Here is a 21,163-nt window from a genome sequence, read left to right as displayed (position 1 = left end):
GACCCGACCGTGAAGATCCTCATCGCCAACCGGGCGGAGATCGCCCGCCGGGTGATCCGCACCGCCCGACGGCTGGGCCACGCCACCGTGGCGGTGTACGCCGAGCCCGATGCCGGTGCCCCCTTCGTGGCCGACGCCGACGAGGCCGTGCCCATCGGCCCGGCCGACCTGGCCGCCTCCTACCTGAGCGTCGAACGGCTCCTGGACGCGGCGGCCATCTCGGGCGCCGATGCCGTCCATCCCGGCTACGGCTTCTTGTCGGAGAACGCGGCCTTTGCCACCGCGGTGATCGACGCCGGTCTGGTGTGGATCGGCCCCAATCCCTCGGTCATCGAGGCGATGGGCTCCAAGATCGAGGCCCGCCGCATCGCCGCGGCCGCCGGGGTGCCCGTCATTCCCGGTTACGACGAGAGCCAGCAGCCCGCCGATCTGGTGGCCGCCGCCGAGCGGATCGGCTATCCCATCCTGGTGAAGGCGGCCGCCGGCGGGGGCGGCAAGGGAATCCGCATCGCCCAGGCGCCGGAGGAGTTCGAACGGGCCCTGGACGAGGCGGTGACCGAGGCCGAGCGATCGTTCGGGGACGGCCGGGTGATCGTGGAGCGGTTCATCACCCGCCCCCGCCACGTGGAGGTGCAGGTGGTGGGCGACCGCCACGGCGGGGTGATCGAACTCGGCACCCGGGAGTGCTCGGTGCAGCGCCGCTACCAGAAGGTGCTGGAAGAAGCCCCGGCCCCCAACCTGGCCGAGCCCACCCGCCAGGGGCTTCGGGCCGCGGCGGCCGAGTTGGCCCGCTTCATCGGGTACGACTCCACCGGCACCGTCGAGTTCGTGGTGGACGACGAGACCGGCGACTTCTTCTTCCTGGAGATGAACACCCGGCTGCAAGTGGAGCACCCGGTGACCGAGTTCATCACCGGCCTCGATCTGGTGGAGCTGCAGATCGCGGTGGCCACCGGCGAGCCGCTGCCGGTGACCCAATACGAGATCGCGCCGGCGGGCCACGCCTTCGAGGCCCGGATCAACGCCGAGGACGCCACCCGTGGCTTCGCCCCCCGGATCGGAACGGTGAGCCACCTGTCGGTGCCCCCGGACGTGCGCTGGGAATCGGCCGTGGAGGCGGGCACCACCATCACCCCCCACTACGACCCGATGATCGCCAAGCTGATCGTGGGAGGCCCCGACCGCGAGGCCGCCCGCCGCCGACTGGGCCGGGCGCTCGAGGAGCTTCTCATCGGTGGCGTGGTCACCAACACCGGCTTTCACCGTTGGCTCATCGACCAGCCACCGGTGGTTGCCGGCCGGGTCACCACCCGCTTCCTGGACGAGGCCGAACTGCCCGGCGCCCACGATCGGGCCACCGCCGCCGATCGGGCCGCCGCGGCGTGGATGGCAGCTCGCCGGGACGCTGCCGGGGCGGGGCCGTGGACCGCACCGGGGGATCGCCGGTTCACCCCCCACCGGCCCACGCGTCGGATCGTGCTGGAGGACCAAGCCGGCGAGGTCCACGAAATTGTCCCCGAAACCATCCCCGAGGCGTCGGCGCCGACGCCACCGTCGGGCGTGAGCCACGTGGACCTCCCCGGTCGTCAGGTGGCGGTCAACGTGGACGGGCAGAGCCACACCTTCTCGGTTCGCTCCCGCAGTGAGCACTGGGCCCCCGCGGGCGGGGCGGCTCACGGGCACGCGGGCTCGGTGGTGGCGCCGTTTCCCGCCCTGGTCACCGAGGTGCCGGTCAAGCCGGGCGATGCCGTGGCCGGCGGCGACACCGTGGTGGTGATCGAGGCCATGAAGATGCTCCACACCCTCACCGCCGGCGGACCCGGCGTGGTGGCCGAGGTGCGGGTGGCGCCGGGGCAACAAGTGGCCACCAATCAGGTGCTGGTCACGTTCGAGGAGGACGAGTGAGCTCACCAGTGGCCGAGACGGCCCCGTCCTACGCCAGCGGGGCGGCCACCAGCGGGCTGCTCGGCATGACCATCGGGCAGGTGCTGAACCGGGCCGCCACCGAATTCGGCGACATCGAGGCCGTCGTCCATGCGCCCGACGGGACGCGCCTCACCTTTGGGGACCTGCTCGCCAGGGTGCGCCAGGCCGCCACCGGCCTGCTGCGCACCGGGGTGCGACCGGGCGACCGGGTGGGCATTTGGAGCCCCAACAACGTGGAGTGGATCATCACCCAGCACGCCACCGCGCTTATCGGCGCGGTGTTGGTGAACGTCAATCCCGCCTACCGTGTCCACGAACTCCGCTATGCCCTCGAACTGGTGGGCTGCTCGACCGTCATCGCCGCGCCCTCGTTCAAAACGTCCGACTACGAGGCCATGATCGCCGAGGTGGCCCCCGACCTCCCGGCGCTGCAACGCGTCATTCTGCTCGACACCGACTCATGGACGGCGGTGGCCGAGACAACCCCCGATGTCGCGGCCCTCGACGAGGTGGCCGCCTCCTTGAGCTTCGACGACCCCATCAACATCCAGTTCACCAGCGGCACCACCGGTCACCCCAAGGGCGCCACCCTCACCCACCACAACATCGTCAACAATGCCCGATTCGTCGGCGAAGGCTGCGAGTACCGGCCCGGCGACCGCATCTGCGTGCCGGTGCCCTTCTACCACTGCTTCGGCATGGTCATGGGCAACCTGGCCGCCGCCGTCCACGGGGCCACCGTGGTGATTCCCGGCCCCGCGTTCGAACCGGCCCCCACCCTGCAGGCGGTGCAGGACGAGCGATGCACCTCACTGTACGGGGTGCCCACGATGTTCATCGCCGAGCTGGCCCTGGACAATTTCGGCGACTACGACCTTTCGAGCCTGCGCACCGGCATCATGGCGGGCGCCCCCTGCCCGGTGACCACCATGCGCAGGGTCACCACCGAGATGCACATGGATCGGGTCACCATCTGCTACGGCATGACGGAGACCTCGCCGGTCTCCACCCAGACCTCGCCCGACGACACCGAGGAGCACCGGACGGCCACGGTGGGCCGGGTCCACCCCCACGTGGAGGTGCAGGTCGTCGATCCCGAGTCGGGCCGGATCGTGCCCCGAGGAACCGCGGGCGAGTTCTGCACCCGCGGTTATTCGGTCATGCGGGGCTATTGGAACGATCCCGAGCGCACCGCCGAGGCCATCGACGACGGCGGCTGGATGCACACCGGCGATCTGGCCGTCATGGACGATGACGGCTATGTGAACATCGTGGGTCGGATCAAGGACATGATCATCCGCGGCGGGGAGAACATCTACCCTCGCGAGATCGAGGAGTTCCTGCACACCCATCCCGCCGTCGAGGACGTGCAGGTCATCGGCGTGCCCGATGAGCGCTACGGAGAACAGGTGATGGCCTGGGTGGTGCTCAAGCGCGGGCACACGGCCACCGCCGCCGAGCTGCGCGACTTCTGCACCGGCAAGATCGCCCACTTCAAGGTGCCCCGATACGTTGCCTTTGCCGATGATCTTCCCGCCACGGTGACCGGCAAGATCCAGAAGTTCAAGCTGCGGGACATGGCCGCCGAGCACCTGCAGGCGGCCGCGGGCGAGCGCGATTGATGCGCAACGTCTACATGACCGACGAGTTGGAGGCGATCTACCGACAAACCGTGGATTTCGTGACGAGGCGGGTCACCCCCATGGGGGACGAGTGGGAGGAAGCCGGGCGGGTGCCCCGGGCGGTGCTGCGGGAGATGGGCGAGCTGGGGATGCTGAGCCTGCGGATACCCGCCGAGCACGGCGGCCTCGGGCTGGGGATGCTGGCCTCGGCCACTTTCTCCGAGGCCCTGGGGGCGTCGACCTACGCCGGCTTCGACGTCACCGTGCTGGTACACACCGACATGGCCGGTCCCCACGTGGTGAACTCGGGCACGCCCACTCAGCACGCCGAATGGCTGCCGAAGATGATGTCGGGCGAAGCCCTGTTGTCCATCGGCGTGTCCGAGCCGGACGCCGGATCCGACGTGGCCGGGATCCGAACCAGAGCGGCCAAGGACGGCGACGGGTGGCGCATCAGCGGGCGCAAGATGTTCATCACCAACGCGGTGTACGGCGATGTGACCATCGTGGCCGCCCGCACCGACCCCGACGACAAGTACGGCATCACCATGTTCCTGGTGCCCGCGGGCACCGAGGGCTTCGAGGTGGCCTCCAAGCTCGACAAGCACGGATGGCGTTGCTCGGACACCGCCGAGTTGGTGCTGGACGACGTGTGGGTACCCGAGAGCCACATCCTGGGCACCCTGCACCGGGGCTTCTACGAGACCATGAAGAACTTCCAGAACGAGCGGATGGTGTTGGTGGGCATGGGGGTGGGGGCGGCCCAGAGGGCCATCGACATGACCAACGCCTACTGCCACCAGCGCAAGGCGTTCGGCGGCACCCTGTTCGACCTGGGGGCGATTCGCCAGCGGATGGCCATGAACCAGGCCAAGATCGACGCGGTGCGGGCGTCGATGTACCACGCGGCGTGGATGCACGACGCCGGGCAGGACAATGTGAAGGAGATGTCGGGGGTGAAGGCCTGGGGGGCCGAGGTGGTGAATCAGGTGATGTACGACTGCGTCCAGTTCCACGGCGGCATGGGCTACATGCGCGAGTCCGACATCGAGCGGATGTACCGGGACGCCCGCGTCCTCTCCATCGGTGGGGGCGCCACCGAGGTCATGCTCGAAGAAGTGGCCAAGCGCAGCTAGGGTACGGGCCGCAGGTAGTGCAGCCGACCGGGACGAGCAGCCGGACATGACCGAACAGCACGAGAACCTTCAGGCCGACAAGACTCCCGAGGTCCACAACGCCGGCGACAGGGCCCCGGGCAAGGCCGACGACAAGACGAACCGCGACGGTCTGGCCGCGTTGGCCATATTGGCGTTGACCATCGGGTTCATTGTCGTGATCGTGGTGTTCGCCATCGCCTAGGCGAGCGAGTCGGCGAGCGCACAGCCGGGCGGACGGTCGAGCCGGGCCGGCCCAGGGCGGCTGAGCCGAGGCCCAAAACCGGCAAATGGAAGAACCGGTGTCGGTCTGCAAAGATGCTCTCGCTCAGTTGTGCCGCCTGCTGTGCCGCGCGGCGGCCCGTCAATCCCGGAGGGGGAGTTCATGCATTCCATTCAAGGTGATCCTCGGTCACGTCGAAAGATGCGGGTGTGGTCCACGCTGATCGCGTTGTTGGCCGTGTTCGCGCTGGTTGCCACCGCCTGTGGCAACGACGACGATGACGAATCGGCGCCTGCCCCGTCGACTCCGGCGCCCACCGAGGCGCCGACACCAGAGCCCACCGAGGAGCCCGCCCCCGCGGAGCCCATCAAGGTGATGACGGTGACCACGCTCAACGCCGCCGGACCGACCTACCAGAACATCGCCAACACCGCGGAGGCCTACGCCGCCTACATCAACGCCCGCGGCGGCATCGCCGGTCGCCCCCTCGAGGTGACGGTGTGCGACGAGATGTTCGACCCTTCCGTGGCCTCGGGCTGTGCCCGTGAGGCGGTGGCCGAGGACATGGTGTCGATCGTCGGCTCGTTCACTTTCTTCGCCGAGTCCATCGTCCCGGAGGCCTCCCAGTCCGACATCACCTGGTTCGGCCCGTGTTGCCCGATCACACCCTCGGAGCTGACCAGCCCCCACTCCTTCCCCATCGGCAACCAGCCCATGTACGCGGTGGGTGCGGTGAAGAAGGCCATCGAGGACGGCTGCCAGGCCATCTCGGCGGTCATCATCGACGGGGCCCAGATCTTCATCCCGCCCATGGAGAACGCCATCACGGCGTTGGGCCAGGAGTTCGTGGACACCATCATCCTGCCGCCCACCGCCCAGGACTACTCCTCGGAGGTGGCCCAGGCCACCAGCGGTGGGGTCGACTGCGTGATCGGGATCATCTCCGAGACGCCCTACATCACCTGGAACACCGCGTGGTCCCAGTCGGGCACCGACGCCCGCCAGTACGGCCCCCAGGGCAACCTGAACGAGGTGTCGGCCGCCGGTGCCGAAGAGGCCACCGACGGCGACATCATCGCGGGCATGTACCCGGACATCTCCACCCCGCCGTGGGAAGAGTACCGGGTGGCCCTCGAGGAGGGTGGCTACGACCTGACCGCCCACGACTACAACAGCCTGGGGGGCATGGGCACGTGGGCCGCCTTCGTGGCCTTCACGCAGATCGCCGAGACCATCGACGGGGAGATCACCGCATCGTCGTTCTTCGAGGCCGCCTCGGCCACCGACAACCTCGACCTCGGGGGGATGGTGCCGGTGTTGGACTTCACCCAGGAATGGACTGACGGTCTCGAGGGCTATCAGCGGCTCTTCAACCGCAGCGTCGTCTTCAGCACGCTGGAGAACGGCAAGGTCGTGCCGCTGACCACCGACTTCGAGGACGTCGGCGACTTGGCCACCGGCAACGCCGGCTGACCTCCCCCGCATTCAAGGGCCCGCGCCGAGTTGGGCGAGGTAGTCAGATTCGCGCTGTTGGGCTTTGGGGTGGGAGCGCTGTACGCGTTCGCATCCCAAGGCCTGATCGTGATCTACCGGGGCACGGGCGTGCTCAACTTCTCCCTGGGCGCCTCGGCCATCGCCGGGGTGTATCTGCAGTGGGAACTGCAGCAAGAGGCGGGCTGGCCCTTCCTGTTGTCGGCGCTGATGGGGGTGTCGCTGTCGGCGTTGCTCGGGGTGCTCACCCATTGGGTGATCATGCGGCCGCTGCGCCGGGCCAGCTCGCTGATCCGGGTCATCGCCACGCTCGGCGTGCTCATCTTGATCCAGGCCGCGGTGGTGATCCGCTACGGGTCCAACGCCCGCAAGGTGGAGAGTTGGCTGCCCACTGACCGGTTCACCTTGTGGGGTGAGGCGTCCATCACCGTGGACCGGCTCATCCTGTTCGGGGTCGCCGCCCTGTCGGCGGTGGTGCTGTGGTTGATGTACCGCTCCAGCCGGTTCGGCCTGGCCACCGAGGCGGTGTCGGAGAGCGAGCGCCGGGCGGCGGCCATCGGCTTGTCCCCCAACAAGATCGCCATCCAGAACTGGGCGCTGGGTTCGGCCATCGCTGCGGTGGCCGGGATCCTGGTGGTGCCCATCATCACCCTGCAGGTCACGGCCATGACGTCGCTGGTGCTGGCCGCCTTTGCCGCCGCCCTGGTGGGGGACTTCCGATCCTTCCCCATCGCCACCGCCGCCGGTTTGGCGCTGGGCATCGGCCAAACCCTGGTGGGCCGCTACGTGGATCAGCAGGGACTGGGGCCGTCGCTCCCGTTCCTGGTGATCATCGTATTCCTGGTGTTCCGGGGTCGGTCGCTGCCGCTGCGGGACTACTTCCTGCGGGAGCTGCCGATGATCGGCAACGGGCGCATGTCGTGGGACTGGACCATCTTCGGCGTCGGCACGATCGCCTTTCTGATGCTGACCAAGGAGCCCAAGTGGATCGACGCGCTGACCGTCTCTCTGGGTGTGGCCATCGTGTTGTTGTCGATCGTGGTGCTCACCGGCTACGCCGGCCAGCTCTCCCTGGCCCAGTACACCATTGCCGGATTCGGGGCCTACGTGGCCGGGCGGCTGGTGGCGGTCCACGACATCCCCTTCCTGTTGGCGTTGTTGGCCGGGGTGGCCGCGGCGGTGCCCCTGGGGTTCGTGTTCGCCCTGCCCGCGGTGCGCACCCGGGGCATCAACCTGGCCATTGTCACGCTCGGGCTGGGTACCACCATCGAGTTGATGCTGTTCCGCAACCGCGAGTACACGGGGGGTGTGCAGGGCACCCAGGTGGGGAGCCCCGATCTGTTCGGTTTCGACCTGGGATCGATCCGGTACCCCGAGCGGTACGGCCTCTTCGTGCTGGGCCTGGCCCTGTTTGCGGTGTGGGCGGTGTCGAACGTGCGCCGGGGTCGCAGCGGCCGCCGACTCATCGCGGTCCGGACCAACGAACGGGCGGCCGCCGCCCTGGGGATCGACGTGATGGCGGCCAAGCTGTTCGCCTTCTCGTTCGCCTCCGCCATCGCCGCGCTGGGCGGCATCCTGTTGGCCTTCCGGCTGACGTCCATCAGCTACCCGTCGTTCACCAACCTCACGTCCATCCTGTTCGTGGGGCTGGCCTTGGTCGGCGGGGTCGGCCACCTGTTGGGTGCCTTCGTGGGGGCCACCATGGCCACCGCCGGGTTCAGCCAGGAGGTGCTGGAGGCGGCGTGGGGTGGGGTGGGTCGGTGGATTCAGCTCATCAGCGGCATCGCCATCTTGTTGATGGTGCTGGGCTACAAGGACGGGGTGGCCGCCGAGTGGGTCAAGATGTTCCGGCTGGCCAAGAAGGCCCGCAAGTGGGGGCGGACCTACCTCATCGAACTGGAGGACGTGGCCGATCCCAACGCCGGCGACACCCAGGCCACCGTGGCGCCGGTGACCCTGACCGTGGACGCCATGACGGTCCGCTACGACGCGGTGGTGGCGGTGGACGACGTGAGCTTCTCGCTGGAGCCGGGCACCATCACCGGTTTGATCGGGCCGAACGGGGCGGGCAAGACCTCGCTCATCGACGCCATCAGCGGGTTCACCGGGGCCGAGGGCCGGGTGCTGGTCAACGGCACCGACATGTCCCGGCTGTCGCCCGCCCGACGGGCCCGCTCGGGGGTGGCCCGGTCGTTCCAGTCGCTGGAGCTGTTCGAGGACTCCACGGTGTTCGAGAACCTCAGCGTGGCCGCCGACCCCCAGGACCTGCGCTCGTACCTGCGCGATCTGGTGGCCCCGTCCAACCCGCCCTTTCCCCCCGAAGTGGTGCGGGCCATCGTGGAGTTCCAGCTCGACAAGGATCTTCACCGCGACGTCAAGGACCTCTCCTACGGCAAGCGCCGGCTGCTGGCCATCGCCCGGGCGGTGGCCATGCACCCCAGCGTGTTGCTGCTGGACGAGCCGGTCGCCGGCCTCAGCACGGCCGAGAGCGAGGAGTTGGCCGAGGTGGTCCGACGGCTGGCCCGGGATTGGGGCATGGCCGTGTTGGTGGTGGAGCACGACATGAACTTCGTGAACGGCGTGTGCGACCACGTGGTGGTGCTGGACTTCGGCAAGATGATCGCCTCCGGCCCCCCGGAGCAGATTCGCAACGACCCGCTGGTGGTGGCCGCCTACCTGGGCACCGAGGCCGACGCCGAGGCGCAGGGGGTTGAGCCCGCGGCCCCCGTGACGGGGGGCGGGGCATGAGGCCGCTCTTGCAGACCCGCAGGCTCAAGGCCGGCTACCTGGGCCGGGCCGTGGTGCAGGGCATCGACCTGAAGGTGCAACGGGGCGAGGTGGTGTGCCTGCTGGGACCCAACGGGGCGGGCAAGACCACCACGCTGTTGACCATCGCCGGCGAACTCACCCCGGTGGACGGCATCGTCATGTTCGACAACGTTCCCACCTTCACGCCCATGGACCAGCGGGTGCGCAGCGGCGGCATCGGCCTGGTGACCGAGGAGCGGCTGGTGTTCACCAAGATGTCGGCCCGCGACAACCTGCGGGTCGGGGGCGGGTCGGTGGAGGCCGCCCTCGAGCTGTTCCCCGAACTGGAGGCCCGCCTGTCGGTCCGGGGGGGGATGCTGTCGGGGGGCGAGCAGCAGATGCTGGCCCTGGCCCGGGCGCTCAGCCGCAACCCCTCCATCCTGTTGGCCGACGAGCTGTCGCTGGGGCTGGCCCCCAAGGTGGTCGATCGGCTGCTGGGGGCCGTCCGCCAGGCGGCCGACACCAGCGGCGCCGGGGCCCTGATCGTGGAGCAGCACGCCCGCAAGGCCCTGCAGTACTCCGACCGCATGTATCTCATGGCCCGGGGTCAGATCCTGCTGGAACTGTCGGCCCAGGAGGCCCTGGACCGCCTCGATGAGATCGAGGAGACCTACCTGACCGGAACCTCCGAGACCGAGGAGGACCACATCGAGCGGCTGCGCCGCAAGAACAAGAAGAAGGCCTGGAAGCGCCTCCGGGTCCGCGAGCGGGAGCTGGCCCGGCTCTCGGGCAAGCTCATCTCCACCCGCAGCGCGGCCGAGGACGACTATTACCTGGAACGAGAACAACAACGCAGAGACGCGGCCATGGCCCGCCGAAAGAGGTAACCACGATGGGATATCGAACCGCAGAACTGCCCGACGTGGATCTGGACGAATTCGCCAAGATCCCCTTCTTCGAGCGGATGAAGCTGTTGCAGCTCCACTGGGTGGAGCACGGCTTCGGCACCCCCAAACAGACCGGCATGTTCTACGCCTGGAAGATCTTCCTCTACGGGCTGTTCGGCCTGATCGTGGCCGGTGCCTTCACCGCCGGTTTGGAGTTCGACGACATCGGCGGGTGGTGGGACGAGCCCATCTTGTACCAGAAGCTGATGATCTGGACCATCCTGCTGGAGGTGATGGGCCTGGCCGCCACCTGCGGCCCGTTGGCCTTCCACTTCGACCCCCCCATCGGCGGTCTCCTGTACTGGTGGCAGACCGACACGCTGCGGGTGCCTCCCTACCCCAATCACGTGCCGTTCACCAAGGGCAACCGGCGCACCCCGTGGGACACCGGGCTCTACAAGTTGATCCTGGCCAGTCTGGTCCTGCTGTTGGTGCTGTCGCCCCAACAGGTGGACGGGCTGCCCGAGGGACGCACGGGGGTCTTGCCCTCGTGGGCGGTGCTGATCTTCTGCGGGCTGATCCTGCTGATGGCCCTGCGCGACAAGATCATCTTCTTGTCGGCTCGGTCCGAGCAGTACGTGCCCACGCTGATGTGCTTTGCGCTGTTCAGCAACTTCGTGGACATGATCATCGCCGCCAAGATCTTCATCGTGGTCATCTGGATGGGGGCGGGCTTCTCCAAGCTCCAGCACGGCTTCTCGTCGACGGTGTCGATCATGGTGCAGAACACGCCGTGGGTGATCTGGGATCGGTTCCGCAAGGCGACCGTGAAGGACTACCCCAACGACATCCGACCGTCGAGAAACACCCACCTGTTGGCCCACATCGGTGGCACCACGTGCGAGCTGGTCATGCCGCTGGTGTTGCTCCTGTCACCGTGGGGGTGGCCCACCTGGATCGCCATCGTGTCGATCTGGATGCTGCACACCTTCATCATCTCCACGTTCCCCTTGGCGGTGCCGTTGGAATGGAACGTGTTCTTCATCTTCTGCGTGGCCTTCCTGTTCGCCAACTTCCACGCGGGCAACGGCTACGGCGTGCAGGACATGGACCCGGTGCTGTTGGTGGTGGTGCTGGTGGTGGCCCTGTCGCCCATCACGTTGGGTGCGCTGCGGCCCCAGTACGTGTCGTTTCTGGTGGGGATGAAGCAGTACGCGGGCAACTGGGCGTCGGCCACGTTCTCGCTGCGCAACAAAGAGATGGAGGACCGCATCAACGACAAGATCGTCAAGTCGGCCGACAACCAGATCGACCAGCTTGAGCCGCTGTTCGGCCCGGAGATCTCGGAGATCTTCATCCAAAAGGCGGTGGCCTTCCGGATGATGCACCCCATGGGTCGGATGCACATCTCCGGGCTGATGGTGCACGTGGACGACCTCGACAACCGGATACAGCGCGAGGGCGAGTTCTTGAGCAACGTGCTCACCGGCTGGAACTTCGGGGACGGCCATTGCCTGGACGAGCGGCTGATCGCCGGGTGGCAGGAGCGGTGCCAGTACGAGCCCGGCGACGTGGTGGCCGTGTTCACCGAATCGCAGCCCGCGTTCAACAAGAAGGTGCAGTACCGGGTGATCGACGCCGCCCTGGGCACGGTGGAGAAGGGCTGGTACAACAACGACGACGCCTACAACTCCCAGCCGTGGCTGCCCGACGGTCCCATTCCCCACACCGTTACGTGGCGGCTGGAGGGCTACGAGCCCCAAGGGGTGCCCCACCCTGGCAACGCCCGGAACATCCCGTCGGTCGGCAAGGACGGCAAGTGGCTGATCCCCCGAGTGGGCGAGGGTGCCGGGCCCTCCGGTGCCGTTGGCAACCGGTCCGAGGGCACCGAGGGGTCAGCCTGAGCCAGGTCGGGGTGGCCACATGACGTCGGCCATCGTGGTCGGCAGCGGGCCCAACGGGCTGGCCGCCGCGGTGGTGCTGGCGCGCGCCGGGGTCGAGGTGACCGTGCTGGAGGCGGCCGACACCGTCGGGGGCGGGTTGCGCAGCGGGGAGCTGACCGTACCCGGCCTGGTTCACGACCACTGCTCGGCGTTCCATCCGGTGGCCGCGGCCTCGCCGTTTCTTCGGGGGCTCGACCTCGAATCGCTCGGGCTGGCGTGGTGCGCCCCTGCGGTGGACTGCGCCCATCCGCTGGACGACGGCAGCGCCGGGGTGCTGTACCGGTCCATCGGGGACACCGCCGCGGGGCTCGGGGCCGACGGCGGGCGCTGGCGGCGGCTGTTCGGCGCCCTCACCACCGACTTGGACGAGCTGTTGGCCGACATCACCCAACCGGTGTTGCGAGTCCCCCGGCACCCCGTGCTGACCGGCCGATTCGGCGTGCTGGCCATGACCCCGGCCACCTGGCTCGGCCGACTGTGGCGGGGCCCGGCGGCCAAGGCGCTGTGGGCCGGGGTGGCCGCCCACGCCCTGCACCGGCTGGACCGGCCCATGACCAGCGCCGTCGGGCTCATGATCCTGGCCGCCGGCCACCAGCACGGCTGGGTGGTGGCCCGAGGCGGATCCCAGGCCATCGCCGATGCCCTGGTGGCCGACGTGGTGGCCCACGGCGGCCGGGTGGAGACGGGCCGCCGCGTCCGGTCGGCGGGCGAGTTGGGGCCCCACGACCTGTTGATGTTGGACGTGTCACCGTCGATCGCCGCCGACATCCTCGGTGACCGGCTACCCCCGCGGGTGGCTCGGGCCTACCGGGGCTTCCGCCACGGGCCGGGGGCGTTCAAGGTGGACTTCGCCGTCGAGCAGGGGGTGCCCTGGCGGTCGGCCCCGGCGCAGCAGGCAGGCACCGTCCACCTCGGCGGGGACCTCCGCGAGGTGGTGTCGGTGGAACACGAGGTCCACCACGGACGGATGCCCGACCGCCCGTTCGTCCTGGTCGGACAGCAGTACCTGGCCGACCCCAGCCGTTCGGTGGGCGACGTACACCCGGTGTGGGCTTACGCCCATGTGCCCCACGGCTACACCGGCGACGCCACCGAGGCGATCATGGCGCAGATCGAGCGGTTCGCCCCGGGGCTTCGCGAGCGGGTGGTGGCCATGGCGGTACGCTCGACCACCGACATGTCGACCCACAACGCCAACTACGTGGGGGGTGACATTCTGGGCGGCGCCTCCACCCCGAGGCAGCTCTTCTTTCGCCCCCGCTTCGGGCCCAACCCCTACTTCACCGGGGTACCCGGCGCCTATCTGTGCTCGGCCTCGACGCCGCCGGGCGCGGGTGCCCACGGCATGGGCGGCGCCAACGCGGCCACTCGGGCCCTCGCCGCGCTCTGAGTCTCTGGGCGGCGCTCTCCTGGGCCCTCGCCGCGCTTTGAGTCTCTGGGCGGTGCCCTCCCGCTTCGCCGGCCGCGCTCTGAGCTGACCCTTCGGTTGCTCTCGGTCAGGACACCGCTCGGTCCTGGCCCTGCCAGTAGCGGGCCCGCAGGGCCTTCTTGTCGGGTTTGCCCACCGGGGTCAACGGAATGTCGTCCACGTAGTCGACCGACTTGGGGGACTGCTGGGGGCCCTTGGCCTCGCGCACCAGCGACTGCAGCTCCGAGGTCAACGCCGCGGACGGTTCGACGCCGGGCCGCAGCACCACCACCGCCTTGACAGCCTCGCCCCATTTCTCGTCGGGCACCCCGATCACCGACGCCATGGCCACCGCGTCGTGGGTGCTGATCACATCCTCGACCTCGCGGGGAAACACGTTGAACCCCCCGGTGATCACCATGTCCTTGGTGCGATCCACGATGTACAGGAAGCCGTCGTCGTCGAACCGGCCCACGTCGCCGGTGTGCAGCCACTCACCCGACAGCGCCTCGGCGGTTTGTTCCGGCAGATCCTTGTACCCGTGCATCACCAGCGGCCCCCGGGTGCAGATCTCACCCGATTCACCGGGGGCGACCGGCCGGTTGTCGGCGTCGAGCAGGGCCACGTGCATCCACGGCACCGGCCGGCCACACGAGGCCAGGCGCTGCGGTTCGGTCAGGTCGTGCTCGGCTCGCTTCAGGTGGGCGATCACCATGGGGGCCTCGGTCTGGCCGTAGAACTGGAAGAAGACCGGTCCCCAGTGCTCGATGGCCTCGGCCAGCTTGGACGGGCTCATGGGCGACGCCCCGTAGAAGACGGTCTCCATCGACGACAGGTCGGCGGTTCGGTACCGCTCGTGGGACTGCAGGGCGTACAACATGGCGGGCACGATGAGGGTAGCGGTGATCCGGTTCCGCTCCACCACGTCGTAGAACTCGTCGGGGTCGAAGCCGTCCATCACGTGGAAGGCGCCGCCGCTCAGCAGCACCGGGGCCAGCAGCGAGAGGGCGGCGTGCGACAGCGGGGTGGCCACCAACATGCGCAGTTCGGCGGGGAACTCCCACTCGGCCATCTGGATCCAGGTCATGGCCGCCCACACCCGATGGCTCATCATCACCCCCTTGGGGTGGCCGGTGGTGCCGCCGGTGTACACGATGGTGCAGAGGTCCTCAGGGCCCACATCGGGCGGGGTCAGCGGTTGGGGTTCGAAGGCGGCTGCGCCGGCCAGGTAGTCCACGCCCAGGTCGTTGGGGCCGAGGCCCAACAGGGTCAGGTCGGGGTGGCGCTGTTGGAGTTGGGCGGCCCGCTGGGAGAAGTGCTCCGGCTCGAACACGAGGTAGCGCACCTCGGCGTCGCCGACCACGTAGTCATGGTCGGTGAGCTGCCCCATGGGGTGCAGGGGGGTGACGATGCACCCGTTGATGATCGAGGCCGCCATATTGGTCAGGACCTCGGGTCGGTTCTTGGACAGCACCGCCACGTGGGTGCCCGGAGTCACGCCGACGTGGCGTTGGGCCTGCAGGAGTTGGCTGGTCTGGCTCCTGACGTCGGAGTAGGACAGCGTTTGGTCGCCGAGCAGGATGCAGGGCTGGTCGGAGTGGGCGTCGAGCCCCCGAATGATCAGGTCCGCCAGCAGCGGCTGGTCGAAGAGCACGGGCACCCGGCTCACGCTACTTCTTGGGGGATTCCGGCGGGACCTCTTGGGGATCTGGAACCTCTTGGGGGATTCAGGCGATGGGGCCGGGCCGGTTCAGCCCGAGCGTACGGCCAGGGCCAGGTAGTGGTCCTCGGCGTCGTCCAGCAACTCCAGCGTCCAGCCCCCTTCGGCCAGGAGCGGCCCGATGCGGTCCGGGTCGATGTTCATGTCGTGGGCGTGGGCCCCTCGCTGTCGGTGGCGAGCGGCCAGGGCCAAGCGGCCTATGGGATGGAACACGCCAAGGCGGGCGCCCGGTCGAGCGGCGCGGGCCATCTCCGCCAGGGTCGCTGCCGGATCGGGCAGGTGGGGCAACAGTCCGGCGGCCAGGATGCCGGTGGCGCTGCCGGTGCGGACCGGCAGTCGGGCCACGTCGCCCAGCGCAAGCCCCGCGACGGCCTGGCGTCCCAGCCGGGCGGACTCGGCCAGCATGGCCGGGGTGGCGTCGAGACCCAGCACCGCCCCCGTGGGTCCCACCGCCGCTCGCAGCGGCACCAGGGCTCGCCCCGATCCGCAGCCGGCGTCGATGGCCACGTCGCCCGCCGACAGCTTGAGCTGGTCCACCGCCCACTCGAACAGCACCCCGTCATCGGGGTGGCGGTCCTCCCAGCCCGCGGCGCGAGAGGTGAAGAACTCCCGGGTTTGCGCCAGGTCTCGCGACAGTTCCATCAGCGAAGAACCTTCAGACTGAACGTCATGGCCGCACCGAGGCCAGCAGGGCGGCCAGCTCGGCGGCGGTGGCCGGGCCGGCCAGGGAGGCCCGCACCGCGCCGGACCGGTCGGCCAGCACCACCAGGGGCACGGCATCCACCCCGTAGCGTTGGTGCAGTTCTCGGTGGCGTCGGTACTCCACCTCCTGCACCACCAGCGTGGCATCGGCCAGGCCGTGGGCGGCCTCCGACACGGCGGCACAGGTGGAGCACGTCTTGGAGGTGAACACGGCCATCAGCCAGTCGGTGGAGGGCTTCGAGAAGTCCCAGCGTTCGAGCCGGTCGGGTACGGCGTAGGTCGGGGCGGTGGGCACGGACGGTCGGGAGCGCCGCACCAGCCAGGCCACCACCAAGGCCAACGCGATGACGCCGAGGGTGATCAGGACGCGGGCCACGTCTCCGGGGTGTCGGGCTCCTCCGAGGCGACCGTGACGGCCGGGGCGGGCGGGGGAGCATCGGCGGTGGTCTCGGCCTTGCGGTGCCCCAGGGCGATACCGACCAGATCCCGAGGATCGCCCACGGGGCCGTCGATTGCCACCTTCACCAGCCGCCCCACCTCCTCGCCGGAGATCGTCTCGTGCTCCAGCAGGGCCCGGGCCACCAGGTCGAGCCCGTTGCGGTGCTTCGACAGCACCTCGCGGCAGCGCCGTTCCTGGTTCCGCAGGATGTCGGCCACCTCTTCGTCGATGACCCGGGCGGTCTCGTCGCTGTATTCCCGGTTGGTCATCAAGTCGTCGCCCAAGAACACCTGCCCGGCGCTGCGCCAGGCCATCGGTCCGATGCGATCGCTCATGCCCCACTCCCGCACCATGCGGCGGGCGAACTCGGTGGCCCCGGCCAGGTCGTCGGCCGCGCCGCTGGACGACACCCCGAACACCAGCTCCTCGGCGATGCGCCCCCCCATGCGCATGACCAGCATGTCGTCCAGGTAGTCGCGCCTCAGGGTGTGGCGGTCTTCCTCCGGCAGGGTCATGGTCACCCCCAGGGCCATGCCCCGGGGAATGATGGTCACCTTGTGCAGGGGGTCGGCGTGGGGCAGCACGGCGGCACACACCGCGTGGCCGGCCTCGTGGTAGGCGGTGATCTGCCGCTCCTCCTCGGACAGGGCCATGGACTCCCGTCGCTGGCCCATCAGCACCCGGTCGCGGGCGTTCTCGAAGTGGATCATCCGGATTTGGTCGGAATCGCCTCGCACGGCGAACAGGGCGGCCTCGTTCACCAGGTTGGCCAGGTCGGCCCCGCTCATGCCCGGCGTGCCCCGGGCGATCAGCGGCAGGTCCACATCGGCGGCGATCTTCTTCGACCGGACGTGGACGTTCAGGATCTGCAGGCGGTCGTCGGCCTCGGGCAACGGCACCACCACCTGGCGGTCGAACCGTCCCGGTCGCAGCAAGGCGGGATCCAAGATGTCGGGCCGGTTGGTGGCGGCCATCATCACGATGCCCTCGGTGGCCTCGAAGCCGTCCATCTCGGCCAGCATCTGGTTGAGGGTCTGCTCCCGCTCGTCGTGACCCCCACCCAACCCGGCGCCCCGCTTGCGGCCGATGGAGTCGATCTCGTCGATGAAGATGATGGCCCGGCCCATCTTGCGAGCCGACTGGAACAGGTCCCGCACCCGGCTGGCCCCCACCCCCACGAACATCTCCATGAAGTCCGACCCGGTCACCGACAAGAACGGCACCCCGGCCTCACCGGCCACCGCCCGGGCGATCAGCGTCTTGCCCGTGCCCGGCGGCCCCACCAGCAACACCCCCTTGGGGATGCGGGCCCCGATCTGGGCGAACTTGTCGGGGTGCTTGAGAAAGTCGACCACCTCGACGATCTCCTTCTTGACCCCCCCGTAGCCGGCCACGTCCTCGAAAGTGGTTCCGGGCCGCTCGGTGGTGTACGTCTTGGCCTTGGACCGGCCGATGGACATGATGCCGCTCATCTGTCCCTGGGCCCGGCGCTGGAACCACCAGAAGATCAAGAAGATCAACCCCACCGGGATGAGCAGCGGCAGGATGCTGGCCCAGATGCTGCTGCGGGGCGTGTGGAACTGCAGGGTGGCGATGTGGGTTCGCAGGTCGGCCTCCACCTGGTCGCTCAGCGGCACCGGCCCGGTGGTGTGGAACTTGGACTCGTCGACCCGCACGCCCTTGATCTCACCGGTGTTGTTGTTGTACTCCGCCTCGGAGATCTGGCCCAGTTGGGCGATGTCCACGAACTCCTTGAAGGAGATTTCGTCGCCCTTGTCCTCGCTGCGGAACACGTTGGAGAACAACAGGGCGCCCAGCAACCCCAACACCAGGAACCACACCCAGCGGGGCATCCGACCCGAGGATTGCTGGGTGGGCGGGCGCTGGGGGTCGCGTCGTTCCGGTGTGGGCGGGGGAGGGGGCGGCGGTGAGGCCATGACGCAATTCTACGGGCCGAGGTGACATTTCCACCATCGCGGCAGCCTGCGGCGCCGGGGCGGTCTCGTAGGCTGCGGACCGTGGCGGCAGGCGCGGCGCGCGGTCAGCGAGAAATCCGATGGGGCCTTCCCGATGTGCTCGTCGGCCTGGTGGTGTCGTGGGCCGCCGCGGTGGTCGTGCTGGTGACGGTGCTGGCCGCCATGGGGTTGGAAACCGGCCAGGCCACCGGCACCGGTTCCTACGTGGGTCGCTACGGGCTGAACGATGTCACCGCGCAACCGCGCAGCGATCCCGCCCTCCCGCTGTGGACCCTGCCGGTGGGCCAGATCGGGTTGTGGGCCGGGCTGGGGCTGACCGCGGTGGTGGCCGCCACCTTCCGGGGCAACGGGCTGCGCCGGGATTTCGGCTGGTCGATGCGGCTGAAGGACGTCCCCATCGGCTTGGCGGTGGGCGTGTTCGCCCAGATCTTCGTGGTGTGGCTCATCTACGCCCCGTTCCAGCAGTTCTTCGATTTCGACGTGAGCGAGGCCGCCCGTCAGATCACCGACCGGGCGGCCACCGGCGGCGACATCGCCCTGGTGATGCTGGGGGTGGTGGTGGGCGCGCCCATCTTCGAGGAGCTGTTCTTTCGGGGGCTCACCCTGCGGGCGATGGAGCGGAAGTGGGGGGCGGTCGCCGGGGTGCTGGTTTCCTCGGCGGTGTTCGGTGCGGTGCACTTCCAACCGCTGCAGTTCCCCGCGCTGATGGCCTTCGGGATCATTGCGGCGGTGCTGGCTCGGCGCTACCAGCGGTTGGGCCCGGCCATCTGGGCCCATGTCGGCTTCAACCTGCTGGCCGTGATCAACCTGATCTGGCTGGCATGAGCGGGCCGGGTCGGTGCCGTGGGCTCGTGGTGAGGCCGTGAGCGGGCCGGATGGGTGCCGTGGGCTCGTGGTGAGCCCGTGAGCGGGCCGGGACTCTTGCACGGGGTGGTGCAGCCCTACGCCTGGGGGTCCACCGAGGCTCTGGCCCGGATCATGGGGGTGCCGCCCTCGGGGGAGCCCCAGGCGGAGTTGTGGTTGGGCACCCACCCTCGGGGGCCGTCGGTGCTGCGTCGCCACGGCCAGGACCACCCCCTCGACCAGGTGATCGCCGCCGACCCGATCGGCGAGCTGGGCCCGGAGGTGGTCGGCTCGTTCGGCGGGGAGCTGCCGTTCCTGTTGAAGATCCTGGCCGTCGCCCAACCGCTGTCGCTGCAGGCCCACCCCTCGCGCCGGCAGGCCCAAGCGGGCTTTGCGGCCGAGAACGAGCAGGGCCTGGCCGCCGACGCCGAGCGCCGGTCGTTCCGGGACCGCAACCACAAACCGGAGCTGATCTGCGCGCTGGAGCCGTTCACCGCCTTCTGCGGGTTTCGCCCGCCCGACTCGGCTGCCGACGTGCTCGACTCCCTGGGGGTGCCCGGGTTGGCTCCGGCCGTCGCCCGGTTGCGGGCGGGCGACACCGACGGCGCCCTGCGATGGCTCCTGGAGCGGCCCCGAGCGACGGCCGCCGAGATTGCCCGTCGGGTGGTGGCCTCGTGTGGCTCACCGGGTCCGTTTCCCGAGGAACGGCGCTGGGCCGGGCGGATCGGGGAGCATCATCCCGGCGACATCGGGGTGGTGATCGCCTTGCTGTTGCACCTGGTGCGGTTGGAGCCGGGCCACGCCCTGTTCCTGGCGCCCGGCAACCTGCACGTGTACCTGCGGGGGGTGGCGGTGGAGATCATGGCCAACAGCGACAACGTGCTGCGGGCCGGCCTCACCCGCAAACACGTGGACGTGCCGGCGTTCCTGGAGGTGGTGGACTGCCGGCCGACCGAGGTGGCGGTGCTCGTCCCCGACGGTCCGATCCACCCGTTCGCGCCCCCCGTGCCCGATTTCCGTCTCACCCGAATGGAGGTGAATCGCCGGGTTCGGTGTGAGCCCAACGGACCGGAGATCGTGCTGTGCGCTTCCGGCCACCTCACCGTGGCGGGCCAGGAGGTGCCCCCCGGCCAAGCCGCCTGGCTCCCCGCCGGCACCGGCCCCTACGAGGTGGCCGGATCGGGCCTGGCCTTCCGCGCCGGCGCGTTGAGCATCTGAGGGGTGATCTGAGGGGTCGCGTTCTGCGGGGGAGGGGGTGGATGTGGTAGTCAGCAGGATATGGGCAAGCTGGACGAGGCAATTTCGGGGGCTGGTGCGTTCCCTAGGGTGATGCCCGGTGTGGGCCGGGAGTTGACCGAACCCCAGAAGATCGCGTGTGCCGCCCGCATCCTGGATGCGCAGGGGTACGCCCTCGACGTGGCCGGTCACATCACCGTGGTGCGCGACGACGCCGACGACGGTTCGATGTGGTGTACGCCCTACGGGCTGTGGTGGGGTGAGCTGACCGCGTCCGACATCTTGGTCATCGACACCGACGGGGAGGTGATCCAGGGTCGCTGGGACGTGACGCCCGCGGTCTTCATCCACACCGAGTTGCACCGGGCCCGACCGGACGCCAAGACGGTGATCCACAACCATCCCCATTACGGCAGCCTGCTGTCCACGCTGCACCGGCTGCCCGAAGTGACCGAGCAGCAGGCGTGCATGTTCGACGGCGACATGGCCCTGTTCGACACCTACACCGGCGGAGTGGACGACGCCCAGGGCGGCCGACACCTCGCCGACGCGGTGGGCAAGGCCACCGCGGTCATTCTGGCCAACCACGGGGTGCTGATAGCCGGGGAGACCACCGAACAGGCCACCTACCGGGCCTCCAACTTCGAGCGCGTGTGCCGGCTGAACTACGAAGCCCTGGCCACCGGACACTCACCGGTGCCGGTGCCCCCCGCCCAGCGGCCCACCCTGAAGGCGGCCATCAACAGCCACCACATGACGGTGCGCTACTTCTGGGACGGGGCCGTGCGACGCCTGCTGCACGATGCCCCCGACGTGTTGGACTGACCCCCACCCACTACCCCACC

At 69.2% G+C, this 21,163-nt stretch carries 16 protein-coding genes; 12 read left to right on the top strand and 4 right to left on the bottom strand.

Going from position 1 to position 21,163, the window contains the following annotated elements:
* Nucleotides 1-9: 9 nt before the first annotated feature.
* The 9 genes from ACOQPQ_RS06435 to ACOQPQ_RS06395 all read left to right on the top strand — a co-directional run bounded on the left by ACOQPQ_RS06435 (nt 10) and on the right by ACOQPQ_RS06395 (nt 13,384).
* On the top strand, nt 10-1,905 hold the full coding sequence (locus ACOQPQ_RS06435) for a biotin carboxylase N-terminal domain-containing protein (protein ID WP_420638617.1): 1,896 nt from the start codon (nt 10-12) through the stop codon (nt 1,903-1,905).
* Nucleotides 1,906-1,970: 65 nt separating this feature from the next.
* Entirely contained in the window at nt 1,971-3,548 is a 1,578-nt protein-coding gene (locus ACOQPQ_RS06430; RefSeq protein ID WP_420640366.1) for an AMP-binding protein, read from the top strand.
* Entirely contained in the window at nt 3,548-4,684 is a 1,137-nt protein-coding gene (locus tag ACOQPQ_RS06425) for an acyl-CoA dehydrogenase family protein (protein ID WP_420638616.1), read from the top strand. The genes ACOQPQ_RS06430 and ACOQPQ_RS06425 overlap by 1 nt, the downstream gene beginning before the upstream one ends.
* Nucleotides 4,685-4,730: 46 nt before the next feature.
* Nucleotides 4,731-4,907: a hypothetical protein gene (locus tag ACOQPQ_RS06420; protein WP_420638615.1), complete on the top strand. Its 177-nt coding sequence runs from the start codon at nt 4,731-4,733 to the stop codon at nt 4,905-4,907.
* Between the two features lie 219 nt (nt 4,908-5,126).
* Nucleotides 5,127-6,398, top strand: a complete 1,272-nt coding sequence (locus ACOQPQ_RS06415) for an ABC transporter substrate-binding protein (protein ID WP_420638614.1) — start codon at nt 5,127-5,129, stop codon at nt 6,396-6,398.
* Between the two features lie 69 nt (nt 6,399-6,467).
* Nucleotides 6,468-9,164: an ABC transporter permease subunit gene (locus ACOQPQ_RS06410; RefSeq protein ID WP_420638613.1), complete on the top strand. Its 2,697-nt coding sequence runs from the start codon at nt 6,468-6,470 to the stop codon at nt 9,162-9,164.
* Nucleotides 9,161-10,051 carry an ABC transporter ATP-binding protein gene (locus tag ACOQPQ_RS06405; protein ID WP_420638612.1) on the top strand — a complete coding sequence of 297 codons (891 nt, stop codon included), beginning with the start codon at nt 9,161-9,163 and terminating at the stop codon, nt 10,049-10,051. The genes ACOQPQ_RS06410 and ACOQPQ_RS06405 overlap by 4 nt, the downstream gene beginning before the upstream one ends.
* 5 nt (nt 10,052-10,056) lie before the next feature.
* Nucleotides 10,057-11,955, top strand: a complete 1,899-nt coding sequence (locus tag ACOQPQ_RS06400) for a DUF3556 domain-containing protein (protein WP_420638611.1) — start codon at nt 10,057-10,059, stop codon at nt 11,953-11,955.
* Nucleotides 11,956-11,974: 19 nt separating this feature from the next.
* Nucleotides 11,975-13,384 carry a phytoene desaturase family protein gene (locus ACOQPQ_RS06395; RefSeq protein WP_420638610.1) on the top strand — a complete coding sequence of 470 codons (1,410 nt, stop codon included), beginning with the start codon at nt 11,975-11,977 and terminating at the stop codon, nt 13,382-13,384.
* Between the two features lie 106 nt (nt 13,385-13,490).
* On the opposite strand, the gene ACOQPQ_RS06390 is transcribed toward ACOQPQ_RS06395, so the two are convergent.
* The 4 genes from ACOQPQ_RS06390 to ftsH form a co-directional block, all read right to left on the bottom strand.
* A complete protein-coding gene (locus tag ACOQPQ_RS06390) occupies nt 13,491-15,062 on the bottom strand; it encodes an AMP-binding protein (RefSeq protein WP_420638609.1) in 1,572 nt (523 codons plus the stop codon).
* A 90-nt stretch (nt 15,063-15,152) separates the two neighbouring features.
* Complete coding sequence (locus ACOQPQ_RS06385) at nt 15,153-15,764, bottom strand: class I SAM-dependent methyltransferase (RefSeq protein WP_420638608.1); 612 nt, start codon at nt 15,762-15,764, stop codon at nt 15,153-15,155.
* Between the two features lie 25 nt (nt 15,765-15,789).
* On the bottom strand, nt 15,790-16,200 hold the full coding sequence (locus ACOQPQ_RS06380; protein ID WP_420638607.1) for a hypothetical protein: 411 nt from the start codon (nt 16,198-16,200) through the stop codon (nt 15,790-15,792).
* A complete protein-coding gene (gene ftsH / locus ACOQPQ_RS06375; RefSeq protein WP_420638606.1) occupies nt 16,185-18,200 on the bottom strand; it encodes an ATP-dependent zinc metalloprotease FtsH in 2,016 nt (671 codons plus the stop codon). The genes ACOQPQ_RS06380 and ftsH overlap by 16 nt, the downstream gene beginning before the upstream one ends.
* Before the next feature lie 81 nt (nt 18,201-18,281).
* Between ftsH and ACOQPQ_RS06370 the strand changes: the two genes are divergently transcribed.
* The 3 genes from ACOQPQ_RS06370 (at nt 18,282) to ACOQPQ_RS06360 (ending at nt 21,143) form a co-directional block, all read left to right on the top strand.
* Nucleotides 18,282-19,064: a CPBP family intramembrane glutamic endopeptidase gene (locus tag ACOQPQ_RS06370; protein ID WP_420638605.1), complete on the top strand. Its 783-nt coding sequence runs from the start codon at nt 18,282-18,284 to the stop codon at nt 19,062-19,064.
* A gap of 78 nt (nt 19,065-19,142) precedes the next feature.
* Nucleotides 19,143-20,300 (top strand): mannose-6-phosphate isomerase, class I, encoded by a 1,158-nt coding sequence (gene manA, locus ACOQPQ_RS06365; protein ID WP_420638604.1) that lies wholly within the window; start codon nt 19,143-19,145, stop codon nt 20,298-20,300.
* Between the two features lie 111 nt (nt 20,301-20,411).
* On the top strand, nt 20,412-21,143 hold the full coding sequence (locus ACOQPQ_RS06360; RefSeq protein ID WP_420638603.1) for a class II aldolase/adducin family protein: 732 nt from the start codon (nt 20,412-20,414) through the stop codon (nt 21,141-21,143).
* The last annotated feature ends 20 nt before the right edge of the window (nt 21,144-21,163 follow it).

Source organism: Candidatus Poriferisocius sp. (assembly GCF_965219775.1).
In the GTDB taxonomy this organism is placed as follows: Bacteria; Actinomycetota; Acidimicrobiia; order Acidimicrobiales; family Bin134; genus Poriferisocius.
This window is presented reverse-complemented; position numbering and strand designations above follow the sequence as displayed.

What these genes read in the sequence shown, in the direction of transcription:
- ACOQPQ_RS06425 (WP_420638616.1), top strand. Translation starts at nt 3,548, where the DNA reads ATGCGCAACGTCTACATGACCGACGAGTTGGAGGCGATCTACCGACAA.
- ftsH (WP_420638606.1), bottom strand. Translation starts at nt 18,200, where the DNA reads ATGGCCTCACCGCCGCCCCCTCCCCCGCCCACACCGGAACGACGCGAC.
- ACOQPQ_RS06415 (WP_420638614.1), top strand. Translation starts at nt 5,127, where the DNA reads ATGCGGGTGTGGTCCACGCTGATCGCGTTGTTGGCCGTGTTCGCGCTG.
- ACOQPQ_RS06400 (WP_420638611.1), top strand. Translation starts at nt 10,057, where the DNA reads ATGGGATATCGAACCGCAGAACTGCCCGACGTGGATCTGGACGAATTC.
- ACOQPQ_RS06385 (WP_420638608.1), bottom strand. Translation starts at nt 15,764, where the DNA reads ATGGAACTGTCGCGAGACCTGGCGCAAACCCGGGAGTTCTTCACCTCT.
- ACOQPQ_RS06360 (WP_420638603.1), top strand. Translation starts at nt 20,412, where the DNA reads ATGCCCGGTGTGGGCCGGGAGTTGACCGAACCCCAGAAGATCGCGTGT.
- ACOQPQ_RS06405 (WP_420638612.1), top strand. Translation starts at nt 9,161, where the DNA reads ATGAGGCCGCTCTTGCAGACCCGCAGGCTCAAGGCCGGCTACCTGGGC.
- ACOQPQ_RS06430 (WP_420640366.1), top strand. Translation starts at nt 1,971, where the DNA reads ATGACCATCGGGCAGGTGCTGAACCGGGCCGCCACCGAATTCGGCGAC.
- ACOQPQ_RS06395 (WP_420638610.1), top strand. Translation starts at nt 11,975, where the DNA reads ATGACGTCGGCCATCGTGGTCGGCAGCGGGCCCAACGGGCTGGCCGCC.
- ACOQPQ_RS06420 (WP_420638615.1), top strand. Translation starts at nt 4,731, where the DNA reads ATGACCGAACAGCACGAGAACCTTCAGGCCGACAAGACTCCCGAGGTC.